Source organism: Paraburkholderia fungorum (assembly GCF_046027605.1).
Classification (GTDB): Bacteria; Pseudomonadota; Gammaproteobacteria; order Burkholderiales; family Burkholderiaceae; genus Paraburkholderia; species Paraburkholderia fungorum_F.
In genome coordinates this window covers 14147-29819 of sequence record NZ_JAQQEF010000040.1, presented here as the reverse complement: position 1 = coordinate 29819, position 15673 = coordinate 14147, and the positions used below count along the sequence as shown (strand labels likewise).

Here is a 15673-nt window from a genome sequence, read left to right as displayed (position 1 = left end):
GAGATGAGCGGTATCGATCCGAAACAATTCGGTAAAGTCGCAGTGCTGCTCGGTGGAGACTCCGCCGAGCGTGAGGTGTCGCTCAATTCCGGCCGCCTTGTGCTGCAAGGTTTGCGCGACGCCGGTATCGACGCGCATCCGTTCGACCCGGCCGAGCGTCCGCTCGCCGCGTTGAAGGACGAAGGCTTCGTGCGCGCGTTCAACGCGCTGCACGGCGGTTATGGCGAGAACGGCCAGATCCAGGGCGCGCTCGACTTCTACGGGATTCGCTACACCGGCAGCGGCGTGCTTGGCTCGGCGCTTGGTCTGGACAAGTTCCGCACCAAGCTCGTGTGGCAGCAACTCGGCATTCCGACGCCGCCGTTCGAAGCCGTGCTGCGCGGCGACGACTACGAAGCACGCGCGCAGGACATCGTGGCGAAGCTCGGTTTGCCGCTGTTCGTGAAGCCGGCCAGCGAAGGCTCGAGCGTCGCGGTGATCAAGGTAAAAAGCGCCGACGCATTGCCGGCGGCGCTCGTCGAAGCGGTCAAGTACGACAGGATCGTCGTGGTGGAAAAGAGCATTGAAGGCGGCGGCGAGTACACCGCGTGCATCGCCGGGGATCTCGACCTGCCGGTGATCCGTATCGTGCCGGCCGGCGAGTTCTACGATTACCACGCGAAGTACATCGCCGACGACACGCAGTACCTGATTCCGTGCGGTCTGGCGCTGGCCGAGGAGGCGTGTCTAAAAGTGCTGGCGCGCCGCGCGTTCGACGTGCTCGGCTGCACTGATTGGGGCCGCGCCGATTTCATGCTCGACGCCGCCGGCAATCCGTATTTCCTTGAAGTGAACACGGCGCCTGGCATGACTGATCACTCGCTGCCGCCGAAGGCCGCGCGTGCGGTGGGCATCAGCTATCAGCAACTGGTTGTCAGCGTGTTGGCGCTGACGCTGAAGGACTAACCGGGGCAACCCGAAAGCAACACCATGTGGAACAACGTTCGCCAGCTCAATCTCGCCGCCAGCGCATTGCATGCGTTGCTGGTGCTCGTGCTGCTGGCGGCAGGGGGTTACTGGTTGATCCAGCGGCCGAATTTCGCACTGCGCGAAATCCAGATCGATGGCGACACCGAGCACATCAATTCGCCGACGGTGCGCGCCGGCGTAGTCGGGCGCTTGAAGGGCAACTTTTTCACGGTGGATCTCGATGTCGCGCGTCAGGCATTCGAGCAGATGCCGTGGGTGCGTCACGCGAGCGTGCGGCGGGTCTGGCCGAATGCACTGGCTGTCACGCTTGAAGAGTACAAACCGCTGGGAACGTGGGGCAGCGATCAGCTGGTGAGCGTCGACGGCGAGCTGTTCACCGCGAACCAGGGCGAGCTCGAAGATGATCTGCCCGCGTTCGACGGCCCGGACGGCACGGCAAAAGAAGTCGTCGCGCGGTATAGCGACTTCAAGAAGTGGTTTGCGCCGCTGGGCGCGACGCCGGATGAAGTCACGCTGTCGCCGCGCTACGCATGGACGGTGAAGCTCTCGAACGGCATGCAGGTGGAACTTGGGCGCGAACGCAATCAGGACACGCTGCTGGATCGCAGCAAGCGCCTGACCGCGGCGTGGAACGCGGTGACGCAACGTTGGGGAAAGGATATCGAGTATGCGGACTTGCGCTATCCGAACGGTTTCGCGATTCGCGCGGCAGGGATGCGCTTTATCACCGAACCCGACAAGGGCAAGAAGTAAACGGACATCACACGCAATGAGCACGCTATGAGTAAAGACTATAAAGATCTGCTGGTCGCCCTCGACATCGGGACGTCGAAGGTTGTGGCCATCGTCGCCGAGTTGAAGGGCGAGGGTCACTACGAGGTGATCGGCCTCGGCCAGAGCGAATCGAAGGGGCTCAAGAAAGGCGTGGTGGTGAACATCGAAGCCACCGTGCAATCCATTCAGCGCGCGCTCGAGGAAGCCGAGCTGATGGCCGATTGCAAGATCACGAATGTATTTACCGGGATCGCCGGCAGCCATATCCGCAGCTTCAATTCCAGCGGCATGGTGGCGATCAAGGAAAAGGAAGTCACGCAGACGGACGTCGCGCGCGTGATCGAGACGGCGAAGGCGATCAACATCCCGACCGATCAGCAGGTGCTGCACATCCTGACGCAGGAATTCATCATCGACGGTCAGGAAGATGTGCGCGAGCCGATCGGCATGAGCGGCATCCGGCTGGAAGTGAAGGTGCATATCGTCACCGGCGCGGTCAGCGCGGCGCAAAACATCGTCAAGTGCGTGCGCCGTTGCGGGCTCGAAGTGAACGATCTGATCTTGCAGCCGCTGGCGTCGTCGCTGGCGGTGCTGACGGAAGACGAGAAAGAACTCGGCGTGGTGCTGGTCGATATCGGCGGCGGCACGACGGATATTGCAATTTTCAGCGAAGGCGCGATTCGCCATACCGCGGTGATTCCGATCGCCGGCGATCAGATCACGAGCGACATCGCGATGGCCTTGCGCACGCCGACGCCGGACGCGGAAGACATCAAGGTCGACTACGGCATTGCGAAGCAAGCCCTCGCCGATCCGGACGAAATGATCGAAGTGCCGGGTCTGGGTGAGCGCGGTCCGCGCACGCTGTCGCGTCAGGCGCTGGCCGCGGTGGTCGAGCCGCGTGTCGAAGAGCTGTTTTCGCTGGTGCAGCAAGTGGTGCGCGAGTCGGGTTACGAGGAACTGCTGAGCTCCGGCGTGGTGCTGACCGGCGGCGCGTCGATGATGCTCGGCATGGTCGAACTCGGCGAAGACATTTTCCTGAAGCCGGTGCGCATCGGCGTGCCGGAATACGCGGGCGGTCTGGCTGACGTGGTGCGTAACCCGCGTTATTCGACGGCGATGGGCCTGCTCGTCGAAGGACGCTCGCAACGGATGCGCGGCCGCAAGGTCGCGGTGCAGTCGGGGTCGATGGGCCAGGTCTTCACGCGAATGAAAGACTGGTTCCTCGGCAACTTCTAACGAATTTCTGGTTTGAACGGTTTTATCTGAATACGCGCTAGTGCCGGCGACTGGCGCGCGACAGGAGGTTGCCCGATCTCCTGCCGAAAAACGGCCGAAGTGGCTGTAATTTTTTATCTTGACGGAGGCAACATGGAATTCCAGATGCTGGAAACCGAAACGAACGGCACCATCATCAAGGTGATCGGAGTAGGTGGCGCTGGCGGCAATGCCGTTCAGCACATGATCAACAAAGGCGTGCAAGGCGTCGACTTCATCGTGATGAACACGGACGCGCAGGCGCTATCGCGTTCGCGCGCCTCGGCGGTGATCCAGCTCGGCAACACGGGTCTGGGCGCCGGCGCCAAGCCGGAAATGGGCCGCGCGGCAGCCGAAGAAGCACGTGAGCGCATCGCCGACGCACTGCGCGGCGCGCACATGGTGTTCATCACCGCCGGCATGGGCGGCGGCACGGGCACGGGCGCAGCACCGGTGGTCGCGCAGATCGCCAAGGAAATGGGTATCTTGACTGTTGGCGTGGTCAGCAAGCCGTTTGAATTCGAAGGCGGCAAGCGGATGCGCGTCGCAGAAGCGGGTTCGCAGCAACTGGAGGATCACGTCGACTCGCTGATCGTCGTCCTGAACGACAAGCTGTTCGAGGTGATGGGCGATGACGCCGAGATGGACAAGTGCTTCCAGTGCGCAGACGACGTTCTGAACAACGCAGTTGCCGGCATCGCGGAAATCATCAACGTCGACGGTCTGGTGAACGTCGACTTCGAAGACGTGAAGACGGTGATGGGCGAGCAGGGCAAGGCGATGATGGGCACGGCGACGGTTGCCGGTGTCGATCGCGCGCGTCTGGCCGCTGAGCAGGCTGTTGCCAGCCCGCTGCTGGAAGGGGTGGACCTGTCGGGCGCGCGTGGCGTGCTGGTCAATATCACGTCGAGCCGTTCGCTGCGTTTGTCGGAAACGCGCGAAGTGATGAACACGATCAAGAGCTATGCTGCAGAAGACGCAACCGTGATTTTCGGCGCGGTGTACGACGATGCCATGGGCGACGCGCTGCGCGTGACGGTCGTGGCAACGGGTCTGGGCCGTGCGGCGAAGAAGCAGCAATCGGCACCGATGACGCTGCTGCGCACCGGTACGGACAACCAGCCGGTCAGCGCGCATGCTGCTTACGCGCCGTCGTCGTCGCATCATGCAAGCACGGCCGATTACGGCGCGCTGGATGCGCCCGCTGTGTGGCGCCAGTCGCGCGATACGGCGGCTTCGCACGTGCAGGCGTTGCAGGAAAAGGGCGTCGACACATACGACATTCCGGCATTCCTGCGCAAGCAGGCGGACTGAGCGCGTGAGCGGGCTTTCGTCGTCGCGCTGTTTTTAGCGGTGTTGGCGGACGAATGCACGAGCGTGGCGGGTGAACGGCGAACAGGCCGCGTATCGTCAGATTCGCGGCAAGGACGAGTGCCCTCTTCGGATTCGCGAAGCGGATGGGGCGGTTGTCGCCGGGCCGAGCCTGTTGTTGGGCAGACGCTGAATTCACTGCGACACGACGACGTGCGAGCGTGCTTCGCATCGATGCAAAGGACTGAGCATGATTCAAGCAGGTGAAAAGCTACCCGACGCGACGCTCTTCGAGTTCGTCGAAGACGCGCGGGCGGGCTGCACGCTGGGGCCTAACAGCTTCGACGTGCGCGAGCAGACGGCAGGCAAACGCGTGGTGATCTTTGGATTGCCCGGCGCGTTCACGCCGACCTGTTCGGCCAAACATGTACCGGGTTACATCGAGCATGCCGAGCAGTTGCGCGCGGCCGGCATCGACGAGATCTGGTGCGTGTCCGTCAACGACGCGTTCGTAATGGGCGCGTGGGGACGCGATCAGCACGCCTCGGGCAAGGTGCGCATGATGGCGGACGGTAGTGCGGCTTTCACGCGGGCGCTCGGTCTTGAGCAGGATTTGTCGGCGCGTGGCATGGGAATCCGTTCCCAGCGCTACGCGATGGTTGTCGACGACGGCGTGGTCAAGACGTTGAACGTCGAGGCTGCCGGCAAATTCGAAGTCAGCGATGCGGCGAGTATCCTCGCGACGTTGAGCTAGTTGCGCTTGCGTTGAATGCCCCCTCGAGCCTGCGCGGTTAAACGCGTTGTATCAGGGCAACGGTGCATAAGACGCTTTTGTGACAGGCCGTTACGCGGGCCGATGACCGGAAACGCCTCCGTTCCGGACATCGGCCCGTCACGCTTCCCTGACGGGCGCCCAATGGGTAATGCAGCGAAACAGATTGATACGTTCCGCGCTAAGACGCTTCTTAGGGTATTGGAGTATACTTCGCGCTATGGAATAAAAAGTCCCGATTGGGATTTTCAATCGAATAGAAGATCACCATGTTGAAGCAGCGCACAATCAAATCAATCGTCAAGACAGTCGGCATTGGCCTGCACTCTGGCCGCAAAGTCGACCTGACGCTCCGCCCGGCGGCGCCGGACACGGGCATTGTGTTTTCGCGCGTGGATTTGGCCACGCCGGTGGACATTCCTGCGTCGGCGTTAGCGATTGGCGATACACGTCTGGCTTCTGTATTGCAAAAAGACGGCGCGCGCGTGTCGACCATCGAGCATTTGATGTCCGCATGCGCAGGCCTCGGTATCGATAATCTTTATATCGACGTGACCGCTGAAGAAATTCCGATCATGGACGGCAGTGCGGGTTCGTTCGTGTTTCTGATTCAGTCGGCCGGTATTGAAGAACAGAACGCGCTGAAGAAATTCATCAAGGTCACCAAGCCGGTTGAAATTCGCGACGGCGATAAATTCGCGCGTCTCGATCCGTATTTCGGTTTCAAGCTCAAATTCACCATCGATTTCCGTCATCCGGCCGTGGATAAAACTGGCCAGGCGCTGGAAGTGGATTTTGCCAATACGTCGTATGTGCGGGAAATTGCCCGGGCGCGGACGTTCGGCTTTGCGCATGAAGTGGAAATGATGCGCGAACTCGGTTTGGCGCGCGGTGGCAGCATGGATAACGCCATCGTGCTCGACGAATACCGCATTCTGAATAACGACGGTCTGCGGTATGACGACGAATTCGTGAAGCACAAGATGCTCGACGCGATCGGCGATCTGTACGTGGTTGGCCATCCGTTGCTGGCGTCGTACACGGCGTACAAGTCGGGTCACGGTCTGAACAACGCCCTGCTGCGCGAATTGCTGGCGCATGAGGATTCGTACGAAGTTGTCACGTTCGAGGACACGCAGAAGGCGCCGCGTGGCTTCGCGTACGAAACGCAAACGGCGTTTGCGTGATTTGCGTAGCAGCTTCGGATGATTCGTCCGAAGCAAATGGATGAAAAATAAGCGGCCCCACTGGGCCGCTTATTTTTTGTTCAGCGATTTCTCCGATGCCGCGCTGCCATTTTCGCCAAAGCCTCCTGCAGCGGCGAGGGCGCGAGCGATTCGGAGAGCGCAAGCAAGGCGTCCGCGCCGACCGGCGTCATGCGCGCCTGCTTGACCGGTGGCGGCTCCTTCAAAGGCTGGGGCCGCACGCGAATCCGCAACGCATTGACCGGCCAGCCGCGCTGCTGCAGATCCGCCAGCAATCGCGGCTCAATCTGGCGCAGGCGTGCGGCCAGCGCGTTGTGCCCGGCAAACAGGGCCAGTACGCCTTCCTTGATGAAGCTCGGCTCCACGCTGGTCGCCAGATAGTCGGGCAACAAAGCGCGCAGATCTTTTTCGAGCGCCGCAATCTGCTCGACGCCCGCGCGCAGGGCCACGAACGCGTCGGTGCGATTGAGCACTTCGGCAACGGGCTGCGGGCGGCGCGCGTTGAACTGCTTGGACGGCGGCCTTGAAAAGGACGGAATGCGGCTCATGTTCGATAGTGACGGCGTGTTCGCACCCGATGTGCGTTCACGCCGCGATTGTACCGCGCGGGATGCACGCGGACCCGCCTCAATGCGTACCGCCAGAGGTCGCTGCGGCGGGCCTCCGGTGCCGTGCCGCCGTCTCGTTGCTGACACAGGCGTGGGCGGGGGCGCGTGCTAAAATGCCCGATTCGAATTCACTCTTGGACTAAGCCGCCGAGGCCCTTCCGACCCCGGAGCGCACGTGCATCAACCGCACGCCGCGAACCAGCCGAAGCCGCGACGCAGACACCGATCCGATGACCACCGGTTTTCTACAGAAAATTTTTGGCAGCCGCAACCAGCGGCTAGTCAAGCAATATCAAAAGACCGTCACGGCGATCAATGCGCTCGAACCGCAGATCGAGCAATTGACGGACGATCAACTGCGCGCCAAAACGGGTGAATTCCGCCAGCGTGTCGCGAGTGGCGAGGCGCTCGACAAGCTCCTGCCGGAGGCCTTTGCGGTGTGCCGCGAGGCCAGCAAGCGCGTGCTGAAAATGCGCCACTTCGACGTACAGCTGATCGGCGGCATGGTCCTGCATTACGGCAAGATCGGCGAAATGCGCACCGGCGAAGGCAAAACGCTCGTCGCTACGCTGCCGGTGTACCTGAATGCGTTGTCGGGCCGCGGTGTGCACGTCGTCACGGTCAACGACTACCTGGCCCAGCGCGACGCCGAATGGATGGCGCGTCTGTACAATTTCCTGGGTCTGTCGGTCGGCATCAACCTGTCGCAGATGGATCATGGCGCGAAGCAGGAAGCGTACGCCGCTGACATCACGTACGGCACCAACAACGAATTCGGCTTCGACTACCTGCGCGACAACATGGTCTACGAGACCGACGCGCGCGTGCAGCGAGCGCTGAATTTCGCGGTGGTCGACGAGGTCGACTCGATTCTGATCGACGAAGCCCGTACGCCGCTGATCATTTCCGGCCAGGCCGAAGATCACACCGAACTCTACGTGCGCATGAATGCGCTGCCGCCGCTGCTCGAACGCCAGATCGGCGAAGAGAAAGCGGATGGCACCGGGGTCGAAAAGCCGGGCGACTATACGCTGGACGAGAAAGGCCGCCAGGTCTTCCTGACGGAATCGGGCCACGAAAAGGCCGAACGCCTGCTCGCCGAATGGGGCCTGATCGGCGAGGGCGAAAGCCTGTACGCGCCGCAGAACATCACGCTGATGCACCACGTGTACGCCGCACTGCGCGCGCACACGCTGTTCTTCAAGGATCAGCATTACGTGGTGCAGAACGGCGAAGTCGTGATCGTCGACGAATTCACCGGCCGTCTGATGTCGGGCCGCCGCTGGTCGGATGGCTTGCACCAGGCTGTCGAGGCGAAGGAACACGTCAAGATCCAGAGCGAGAACCAGACGCTTGCATCGATCACGTTCCAGAACTATTTCCGCATGTACGCCAAGCTGTCCGGCATGACCGGCACGGCCGATACCGAAGCGTACGAATTCAACGAGATCTACGGTCTCGAAACGGTCGTGATCCCGACCAACCGTCCGCCGAAGCGGATCGACAAGCAGGATCAGATCTACAAGACCGCCAAGGAACGCTATGACGCGGTGATCCGCGACATCCGCGATTGCTACGAGCGCGGTCAGCCGGTGCTGGTCGGCACCACGTCGATCGAAAACTCGGAACTGCTGTCGCATCTGCTGAAGCAAGCCGGTTTGCCGCACGAAGTGCTGAACGCGAAGCAGCACGCGCGTGAAGCCGAGATCGTCGCCGAAGCCGGCCGTCCGAAGCGTGTCACGATCGCGACCAACATGGCGGGTCGCGGTACCGACATCGTGCTCGGCGGCAATGCGGAAAAGCAGGCGTCGTTCCTCGAACAGGATGAAACGCTTTCCGACGCAGAGAAGCAAAGCCGTATCCAGAAGCTGCACGACGAATGGCAAGCGTTGCACGATCAGGTGAAGGCCGCGGGCGGTCTGCACATTATCGGCACTGAGCGTCACGAATCGCGCCGGATCGACAACCAGTTGCGCGGCCGTGCCGGCCGTCAGGGCGACCCGGGTTCGTCGCGCTTCTATCTGTCGCTGGAAGATCCGCTGCTGCGCATTTTCGCGGGCGATCGCGTGCGCGCGATCATGGACCGCCTGAAGATGCCGGAAGGCGAGGCGATCGAGGCGGGCATCGTGTCGCGTTCGATCGAATCGGCACAGCGCAAGGTTGAAGCGCGCAACTTCGACGTTCGCAAGCAATTGCTCGAATACGACGACGTGTCGAACGATCAGCGCAAGGTGATCTACCAGCAGCGCAACGAATTGCTCGAAGCGAACGACATCACCGAAACCATCGGCGCGATGCGCCATGGCGTGATCGCCGATATCGTTCACCCGTTCGTGCCGGCCGGCAGCATCGAAGAGCAGTGGGACGTGCCCGAACTCGAGGAAGTGCTGCGCAACGAATGGCAGCTCGACCTCGCGATTCAGGAAATGATCAACGAGTCGAATTCGATCAGCTCGGACGAAATTCTCGAAGCCGTTGAAGCCGCTGCGGACGAAGCCTATGAGTCGAAGGTCGAACAGGTCGGCCGCGAATCGTTCAGCGCGTTCGAACGTTCGATCATGCTGCAAACACTGGACCGCAGCTGGCGCGAACATCTGGCCGCGCTCGATCATCTGCGCCAGGGGATCCATCTGCGAGGTTACGCGCAGAAGAATCCGAAGCAGGAATACAAGCGCGAGGCATTCGAACTGTTCGCCGCAATGCTCGACGCTGTGAAGCTCGAAGTCACCCGTGTGGTGATGAACGTGCAGATCCAGTCGCCGGAACAGCTGGAACAGGCTACCGAGCAGTACGAAGAGCAGGGCAACCACCTCGAAAACGTCGAGTTCCGTCACGCCGAGTTCGCCGAAGCGGCGGCAGCAGCAGCGGCAGCGCCTGCCGCCGCGGAAGTGGCCACCGCCGCGATGATCGGCGATGCGATGAGCCACGGTTCGTCGCATGCCGTCGCGTCGGACGTGAGCGCGGATAGCGTGCCGAAAGTCGGCCGTAACGATCCGTGCCCGTGCGGTAGCGGCAAGAAGTACAAGCAGTGCCACGGGAAGATTGCGTAATGCCGAAAGCGGCGCGCTTTTAAGCGCGCCGCTTCGTTTTGCGTGATGCTTTGCTGGTGATTTCGCGGTGGTTCGGCATACTCCCGAGCCACCAGTTTCCGTTTCCTCAATGCCGGCGTCCGCCGGCATTTTCTTCGACAGGTCGCGACCATGGCTGTCAATTTTCCCTCGATCGATCCCGCTCAACTCCACCCTGTCGCCGGCGTCACGCTGGGCTGGGCGGAGGCGAATATCCGCAAGCCGAACCGCAAGGACGTGCTGGTCATTTCCGTAGGCGTTGGCGCCACGGTAGGCGGCGTGTTCACGCAGAACCGTTTTTGCGCCGCACCCGTCACGGTGTGTCGTGAAAACCTGGCGCGCGTGCGCGCGGGCGGCACGCCGATTCGTGCGCTGGTGATCAACACCGGCAACGCGAACGCGGGCACGGGCGAACCGGGCCTCGTCGCCGCGCGCGAAACCTGCGCTGAACTCGCGCGTCTCGCGGACATCACGCCGGAACAGGTTCTGCCGTTCTCGACGGGCGTGATTCTGGAACCGCTGCCGGTCGATCGTCTGAAGGCGGGTCTGCCGGCCGCGCTGGCGAACCGCAAGGAAGCCAACTGGTACGACGCCGCTCAGGCGATCATGACCACGGACACGTTGCCGAAAGCCGTCTCGCGCCAGGTCACGATCGAAGGGCACACGGTCACGCTCACCGGCATCAGTAAGGGCGCGGGGATGATCAAGCCGAATATGGCGACCATGCTCGGCTTCCTCGCGTTCGACGCCGCTGTCGCGCAGCCGGTGCTCGACGCGCTGGTCAAGCACGTGGCGGATCGCTCGTTCAACTGCATCACGATCGACGGCGATACGTCGACCAACGATTCCTTCATCCTGATCGCCTCGGGCAAATCGAGTCTGCCGGCGATCACGTCCACCGATTCGCCCGCTTATGCAGCGCTGCGCGACGCGGTGACCGACGTCGCCCAGACCCTCGCACAACTGATCGTGCGCGACGGCGAAGGCGCGACCAAATTCATGACCGTGCATGTCGAAGGCGGCTCGAGCGTCGGCGAATGCCGCCAGATCGCGTATGCGATCGGCCACTCGCCGCTCGTGAAGACGGCCTTCTATGCATCGGACCCGAATCTCGGCCGCATTCTCGCGGCCATCGGCTATGCCGGCGTGGACGATCTCGACGTCGGCAAGATCGATCTGTATCTGGACGACGTACTGGTCGCGACCGCCGGTGGCCGCAATCCGGCCTACCGCGAGGAAGACGGCCAGCGCGTCATGAAAAAGAGCGAGATCGGCATTCGCGTCGCACTCGGCCGCGGCAATGCGCAAGCCACGATCTGGACTTGCGATCTGTCGCACGACTACGTGAGCATCAACGCCGACTATCGTTCGTAAACAGGTTCCTCATTAGGGTTTTGACGCGGCTTTCTGGCCGCTTACCTCACTGCTATGGATAAACTCGAACAGTTTCTGACCCGGGCCGAAGCCGTGCTCGTCCGCCTCGAAGCCATGCTTCCGCCTGCTGCACCGGAGATCGACTGGTCGGCGGCGGTTGCCTTTCGCTGGCGCAAGCGCCAGGGGCGCGGCTATCTGCAACCGGTTCCCGCTATCTCGTCGATCACACTCGACGATCTGCAAAACATCGATCGCCAGAAAGGGTTGATCGAGCAGAATACGCGTCAGTTCGTGCACAAACAGCCGGCCAACAACGTGCTGCTGACGGGTGCGCGCGGCACGGGCAAGTCGTCGCTGATCAAGGCGTGCCTGAATGCCTATGCGAAAGACGGCTTGCGCCTGATCGAAGTGGATAAAGACGATTTGCACGACCTGGGCGACATCGTCGATCTGATCGCGCAGCGGCCGGAGCGCTTCGTGGTGTTCTGCGACGACCTCTCGTTCGAAGACGGCGAGTCGGGCTACAAGGCGCTGAAGGTTGCGCTGGACGGCTCGATTGCTGCCCAATCGGACAATGTGCTGATCTACGCAACGTCGAATCGCCGCCATCTGCTACCCGAGTACATGAGCGACAACGAGACCTACAAGCACACGTCCGACGGCGAAATCCATCCGGGCGAACTGGTCGAAGAAAAGATCTCGTTGTCTGAGCGCTTCGGGCTGTGGGTCAGCTTCTATCCGTTCAAGCAGGACGACTACCTGTCGATCATCGGCCACTGGCTGCGGCATTTCGGCTGCGACGATGCGGAAGTCGAAGCAGCGCGTGGCGACGCGCTCGTGTGGGCGCTGGAACGCGGTTCGCGCTCAGGGCGCGTCGCGTGGCAATTTGCACGCGACTGGTCCGGCCGGAAGACCCCCGCATGAGCGATACGCAGACGAATGCCGACGGCCGCAAGGTCACGGAGGTAGCCGTCGGCGTGCTGATTCGGCCGGACGGGCGATACCTGTTGGCGCAGCGCCCGGCAGGCAAGCCGTACGAAGGGTATTGGGAGTTTCCGGGCGGCAAGCTGGAGGCGGGCGAGTCGGTCGAGGCCGCGCTGGCCCGCGAGCTGCACGAGGAACTGGGTATCGAGGTCAAGTCGAGCCATCTTTGGCACACGCTCGAACACGATTACCCGCACGCCTATGTGCGGCTGTTCTTTTGCAAGGTGACGGAGTGGACCGGCGAGCCGCACGGCCGCGAAGGTCAAGCATTTGTCTGGCAGACGTTGCCGGCGGTTGTCTCGCCGTTGTTGCCGGCGACGATTCCCGTGCTGGAATGGCTCGCGGCGGAAAAGAACTAGAAATATCGTGCGGGGGTGTGTGCGGCGCTGCGGGAGCAGCGCCGCACCACGGCAATGAAGCGCGGATCAAGCACACGACCCAATCGCACCACTGCGTGTGTCTACAGCCTGCAGCGCTCAATGCGGGTTGTAATCCCCACTAGGCGATTCATCCGACGGCGCTTCTTCATCTGTGCCGCCTATCTTGTACTTCTCAGTGGCCCAGGCACCGAGGTCGATCTGCTTACAGCGCTCGGAGCAGAACGGGCGGAAGCGGCTTTCAGGTGTCCAGCGGACGTCCTTTCCGCAAGTGGGGCATTTGACGACAGTAGGCATACGGTCAGGCAGTCAATCGGAAACGGAACAAGTAACGAATATAGGGGCATTCTTCGCCGCTTTAAAGGCGCGTGACCCGGCGATCCAGTTTTGCAAATGCAGGCGGTTACAGCCTGGTTTCTACGATGCGGGCGCTACAGCCCAAGTTACAGGCTGCAGAGCGTGAGCTGGAACGGAACGTCGACATCCACTGCGCGCGGACGTAAGTCGCCGTCCTGCACCGTGAAGCGAACCCACAGCATGTACTTGTTAGCGCTCGCCTCGGGAATCACCCGCAATTCAGGTGCCACCCGTACCTGCATCAACTGGTATGAACGGCCTGATAGCATCTGCTGATAGCTGCCTTGCATTGCCATGACCTTGGAGGCCTGACCCGATTCGCGCGCGAGGCGCAACACGATTGTTGCCGCGTCGCGCAACGGCAGCAGCGGCGTGACCCATTTGGCGATGTCCTGGCGGCGCTGATCAGGATGGATCTGCTGCCATGCGTAATATGAAGGCAAGTCGAACTTGCAGGTGCCCCCCGGGATAATCGCGCGGCTGCGGATACTGGCGAGCCACTCGTTATCAGCCAGATGCTGGCCGGTCTTGCCCTGCATCTGCGAAAGCCCCGCGAGGGTCTGCTCGATTTCCCCGAGTACCGCCTCCAGGGCGTTCTGCTCGATGCCCGGATTGCCGCGGAACGGCGCCAGTGTTTGCCGTTGGCGCTCCAGTTCCTTCATCAGATCGGACTTCAGATCCGCGCGACCCGCTACCTCTGAGATTTCGAACAGAGTGGTCAGTGCGACGTGATGTTCCCTCGCGTCTTCCTGAGTCAGAAAGAACGTGAAGCGCTCGAACAGATCTTCGAGGCGCAATAGCGTCCGGATTCGCTCGTTGAAGGGATACTCGTAAAGGATCAAGCGGGCTCGCCTCGGGCGTGGTCGGTGACGGGAATGCAGAACATTCTAATGCCGTGAGACTACCCTAGCAATCACGCACTTTTTCAGCGCGCTTTCGCAACTTTTTTCACGTGTTTCGGGCGGATTCTGCGTGCTTCGGCACGGGTGCCGCGGCAAAGTTCAATGGATAGGGCACAAGGCACGGTGTGCATGGCGACAGATAGACGTGACATGGTCCACACATTCTCAAACACCCGCTAACGACAGATAGACGCGATGCTGCGCGTCAACCTGCGCCTTAAGCGCCCCGAGCGGCGCGTTGTCGTTGTCGATGACGTCGTTGGCGGCGGCGAGGCGCGCTTCGCGCGTCGCCTGGCGGGCGATGATTGCCAGCACCTGTTCACGGCTGAAGCCATTGCGACTCATCACCCGCGAGATTTGCGTCTCGACGCTGCAATCGACGGTCAACACGCGATTCACGCGGGTCTTCCAGCTACCCGATTCCACCAGCAACGGTACCACCACGATCACATATGGCCCTTGCGCCTCATTCCACTCGCGCTCAGTCTCCGCGCGAATCAACGGATGCGTGATGCTTTCGAGCCGTTTGCGCGCGCCGTCGTCGCTGAACACCAGCGTGCGCATGCGGGCGCGGTTGAGCGAACCGTCCGCGGCTACGAACGCGTCGCCGAACTCCGCGGCGATCTGCGGCATCGCGACACCGCGCGGCGCCGTGATGCGATGCGCGATCAAGTCCGTATCGACAAGGGGCACGCCGTGCGCGGCGAACAGATCGGCGACGGTCGATTTGCCGCTGCCGATGCCGCCGGTCAATCCCACAGCAAACATGGTTCAGCCTCCCAACGCCAGATAAAGCGGTGTGCCGAGAAATAGCGTGAGTGCACCGCCCGCAGCGAGAAACGGCCCGAACGGCAGCGGCTCTTCGAAGCGCATGCGGCCGCGCCACGTTGCCACGAGACCGATTACCGCGCCTGCGACCGCCGCAATCACCACGATCTGCGGCAGGGCCTCCCAGCCGAGCCATGCGCCGAGCGCGGCCAGCAGTTTGAAATCGCCGTAACCCATACCCTCGACACCGCGCACCAGCCGGAACAGCCAGTGCACGGCCCACAGCACCAGATAGCCGAAGATCGCACCCAGCACGGCATCGTGGAGACTCGCGAACATGCCGTTGAAGTTCACAATCAAGCCCGCCCACAGCAGCGGCAGCGTCATGGAGTCGGGGAGCAGATGGGTGTCGATGTCGATCGCGCTCATCGCAAGCAGTGCCGCGCAGAGTCCGAAGGCGGCACATGCCATGCCGGTCGGCCCATACAGCGCGAGCGCCCCGGCCGCGAAGGCGGCGCTGGCGATTTCAACCAGCGGGTAGCGCAGGCTTATGCGTGCCTTGCATGCGGAGCAGCGCCCGCGCAATAGCAGATAGCTCAGCACCGGCAGGTTTTCCCACGCGCTGAGCACGTGGCCGCAGTGAGGGCACGCGCTGCGCGGCACCCACAGGTTGTAGCGGGCGGGCAAGCCGTCGCCTTCGAGCGGTGCTTCGGTGGTCTCGCTGACCTCCTCGCGCCACGCGCGCTCCAGCATGATCGGCACCCGATGCACCACCACGTTCAGGAAGCTGCCGATCACGAGACCGAATACGATCGCAAACGCAATCTGCAGGCCGCTGGGCAAGCTGCCGAATGCGAGGCCGAGGCCGCCTGCGAAGTGGCCGGGCAGCAAGCCCGAAAACAGGCTGGAAGAAGTATCTGACACGAGCGGAATAGTGGCCTGCATAT

General features: G+C 62.0%; 15 protein-coding genes. 10 read left to right on the top strand and 5 right to left on the bottom strand.

What is annotated here, in order from left to right:
- Positions 1-3: 3 nt before the first annotated feature.
- The 6 genes from PQR53_RS36140 to lpxC all read left to right on the top strand — a co-directional run bounded on the left by PQR53_RS36140 (position 4) and on the right by lpxC (position 6270).
- Entirely contained in the window at positions 4-945 is a 942-nt protein-coding gene (locus tag PQR53_RS36140) for a D-alanine--D-alanine ligase (protein WP_408465012.1), read from the top strand.
- Between the two features lie 24 nt (positions 946-969).
- Positions 970-1722, top strand: a complete 753-nt coding sequence (locus PQR53_RS36135; protein WP_408464982.1) for a cell division protein FtsQ/DivIB — start codon at positions 970-972, stop codon at positions 1720-1722.
- Between the two features lie 27 nt (positions 1723-1749).
- A complete protein-coding gene (ftsA, locus tag PQR53_RS36130; RefSeq protein WP_007180311.1) occupies positions 1750-2982 on the top strand; it encodes a cell division protein FtsA in 1233 nt (410 codons plus the stop codon).
- Positions 2983-3114: 132 nt separating this feature from the next.
- Positions 3115-4314, top strand: a complete 1200-nt coding sequence (gene ftsZ, locus PQR53_RS36125; protein WP_179734558.1) for a cell division protein FtsZ — start codon at positions 3115-3117, stop codon at positions 4312-4314.
- Positions 4315-4561: 247 nt separating this feature from the next.
- A complete protein-coding gene (locus PQR53_RS36120; RefSeq protein ID WP_408464980.1) occupies positions 4562-5065 on the top strand; it encodes a peroxiredoxin in 504 nt (167 codons plus the stop codon).
- 287 nt (positions 5066-5352) lie between these two features.
- Positions 5353-6270: a UDP-3-O-acyl-N-acetylglucosamine deacetylase gene (gene lpxC, locus PQR53_RS36115; RefSeq protein ID WP_179734554.1), complete on the top strand. Its 918-nt coding sequence runs from the start codon at positions 5353-5355 to the stop codon at positions 6268-6270.
- 80 nt (positions 6271-6350) lie between these two features.
- Here lpxC and PQR53_RS36110 read toward each other — a convergent pair whose 3' ends face one another.
- Entirely contained in the window at positions 6351-6836 is a 486-nt protein-coding gene (locus PQR53_RS36110; protein ID WP_408464978.1) for a DciA family protein, read from the bottom strand.
- A gap of 290 nt (positions 6837-7126) precedes the next feature.
- Between PQR53_RS36110 and secA the strand changes: the two genes are divergently transcribed.
- From secA to mutT, 4 genes are all read left to right on the top strand, one after another.
- The gene (gene secA / locus PQR53_RS36105; RefSeq protein WP_408464976.1) at positions 7127-9946 is read left to right on the top strand and encodes a preprotein translocase subunit SecA; all 2820 of its coding nucleotides are present in this window, start codon (positions 7127-7129) and stop codon (positions 9944-9946) included.
- Between the two features lie 150 nt (positions 9947-10096).
- On the top strand, positions 10097-11338 hold the full coding sequence (gene argJ, locus PQR53_RS36100; protein ID WP_408464975.1) for a bifunctional glutamate N-acetyltransferase/amino-acid acetyltransferase ArgJ: 1242 nt from the start codon (positions 10097-10099) through the stop codon (positions 11336-11338).
- 54 nt (positions 11339-11392) lie between these two features.
- Positions 11393-12262, top strand: coding sequence for an ATP-binding protein (locus tag PQR53_RS36095; protein ID WP_179734548.1), 870 nt, complete (start codon positions 11393-11395; stop codon positions 12260-12262).
- Positions 12259-12681: an 8-oxo-dGTP diphosphatase MutT gene (mutT, locus tag PQR53_RS36090; protein WP_408464972.1), complete on the top strand. Its 423-nt coding sequence runs from the start codon at positions 12259-12261 to the stop codon at positions 12679-12681. Before PQR53_RS36095 ends, mutT begins: the two co-directional genes overlap by 4 nt.
- A gap of 117 nt (positions 12682-12798) precedes the next feature.
- Here mutT and yacG read toward each other — a convergent pair whose 3' ends face one another.
- The 4 genes from yacG to PQR53_RS36070 all read right to left on the bottom strand — a co-directional run bounded on the left by yacG (position 12799) and on the right by PQR53_RS36070 (position 15671).
- Positions 12799-12996, bottom strand: a complete 198-nt coding sequence (gene yacG, locus PQR53_RS36085) for a DNA gyrase inhibitor YacG (RefSeq protein ID WP_323046636.1) — start codon at positions 12994-12996, stop codon at positions 12799-12801.
- A gap of 146 nt (positions 12997-13142) precedes the next feature.
- The gene (zapD, locus tag PQR53_RS36080; protein WP_091798841.1) at positions 13143-13898 is read right to left on the bottom strand and encodes a cell division protein ZapD; all 756 of its coding nucleotides are present in this window, start codon (positions 13896-13898) and stop codon (positions 13143-13145) included.
- A 225-nt stretch (positions 13899-14123) separates the two neighbouring features.
- A complete protein-coding gene (coaE, locus tag PQR53_RS36075) occupies positions 14124-14726 on the bottom strand; it encodes a dephospho-CoA kinase (RefSeq protein WP_408464970.1) in 603 nt (200 codons plus the stop codon).
- A 3-nt stretch (positions 14727-14729) separates the two neighbouring features.
- Positions 14730-15671: a prepilin peptidase gene (locus PQR53_RS36070; RefSeq protein ID WP_408464968.1), complete on the bottom strand. Its 942-nt coding sequence runs from the start codon at positions 15669-15671 to the stop codon at positions 14730-14732.
- Between the last annotated feature and the right edge of the window lie 2 nt (positions 15672-15673).